The sequence below is a fragment of the Photobacterium sanguinicancri genome (genome assembly GCF_002265265.1).
Lineage (GTDB): Bacteria > Pseudomonadota > Gammaproteobacteria > Enterobacterales > Vibrionaceae > Photobacterium > Photobacterium sanguinicancri.
In genome coordinates this window covers 1-1,416 of record NZ_NOIF01000359.1, presented here as the reverse complement: position 1 = coordinate 1,416, position 1,416 = coordinate 1, and the positions used below count along the sequence as shown (strand labels likewise).

1 protein-coding gene is annotated in these 1,416 nt (G+C 41.8%); it reads right to left on the bottom strand.

Annotated features, from left to right (window positions below):
- Window positions 1-65: 65 nt before the first annotated feature.
- Window positions 66-1,298, bottom strand: coding sequence for a peptidase T (gene pepT / locus ASV53_RS24010; RefSeq protein WP_062690660.1), 1,233 nt, complete (start codon window positions 1,296-1,298; stop codon window positions 66-68).
- Window positions 1,299-1,416: the final 118 nt, after the last annotated feature.

The window sequence follows — 1,416 nt, the reverse complement described above, 5'->3', positions numbered from 1 at the left end:
CGGCAGCGTCATATGTGTATAAGAGACTGATGTGTAATACCAATTTAAACTATTGAATCAATAGTTTACTTGCTGTATTTGCTTGCCGTTGTTTGAACTAGCTGAACAATCACTTTAACCGCTAATTCCATGCCTTCAATCGTAATAAACTCATGAATACCGTGGAAGTTATAACCGCCAGTGAAAATATTCGGGCAAGGTAGACCTTTAAATGACAAACGTGCGCCATCGGTGCCGCCGCGAATCGGTTTAATGTCAGGCTTAACATCACACGCAATCATTGCTTCTTTTGCGTATTCAATGATGTGTGGATGTGGCTCTACCATTTCACGCATGTTGTAGTAGCTATCTGTTAATTGCAGCTCTACGCGGCCTTTTGTTAAACGGCTGTTTAGCTCGTCCACCTTTTGCTGCATGAACGCTTTACGCTGCTCTAATCCTTCACGATCAAAGTCGCGAATAATGTAGCCTAATTCTGTTTTAGCAACTGCAGGTTCCATTGATTTCAAATGGTAAAAACCTTCGTACCCTTCTGTGCACTCTGGCGTTTCTTCTGCTGGCATCATTAACTGGAATTGCGCTGCGATATTCATCGCATTAACCATTTTGCCTTTTGCCGTACCTGGGTGAACGTTAACGCCATGGCAAATTACATCTGCCGAAGTTGCGTTAAAGTTCTCGTACTCTAGTTCACCAATTGGACCGCCATCAATAGTGTAAGCCCATTCAGCATTGAATTTTTCAACGTCAAAAAGGTTTGCGCCACGACCAATTTCTTCATCAGGTGTGAAACCAATGCAAATATCACCATGTGGAATACTTGGGTTCGCTTTCAGATGAGCAATCGCCGTAATGATTTCAGCAACGCCAGCTTTATTGTCCGCACCAAGAAGCGTAGTACCATCTGTTGTGATGATATTGTGACCATGTAACTTATTTAGGTCTGGGTACTGAATAGGAGAAAGCACTTCATCGCCAATGCCTAAAGCGATATCGCCACCTTTGTAATCTTCAACGATCTGTGGCTTAACATCTTTACCAGATGCATCAGGTGCTGTATCCATGTGAGCAATAAAGCCAATTGCTGGCACTGGGAAATCAACATTTGATGGTAAGCGTGCCATTAAGTAACCGTGTTCGTCTAAGGTTACATCGCAAAGCTCTAGCTCTTCTAGTTCACGCTTTAATTGCTCAGCAAGCACTAGTTGGCAAGCCGTACTTGGGCAGTGCGCAACTGAAGGGTTAGATTGAGTTTCAAAGCTAACGTATCGTAAAAAACGCTCAATTAATTTATCCATGTCCCGCTCTTATGTTTCAATATGTATCAGAATTCGAAGTGACCATACTAAAACTTAAGCAAATATGAACATTGAGATGTGTCAGTTTTATATAAAAAAAACCTGCAAAAGTTAAACA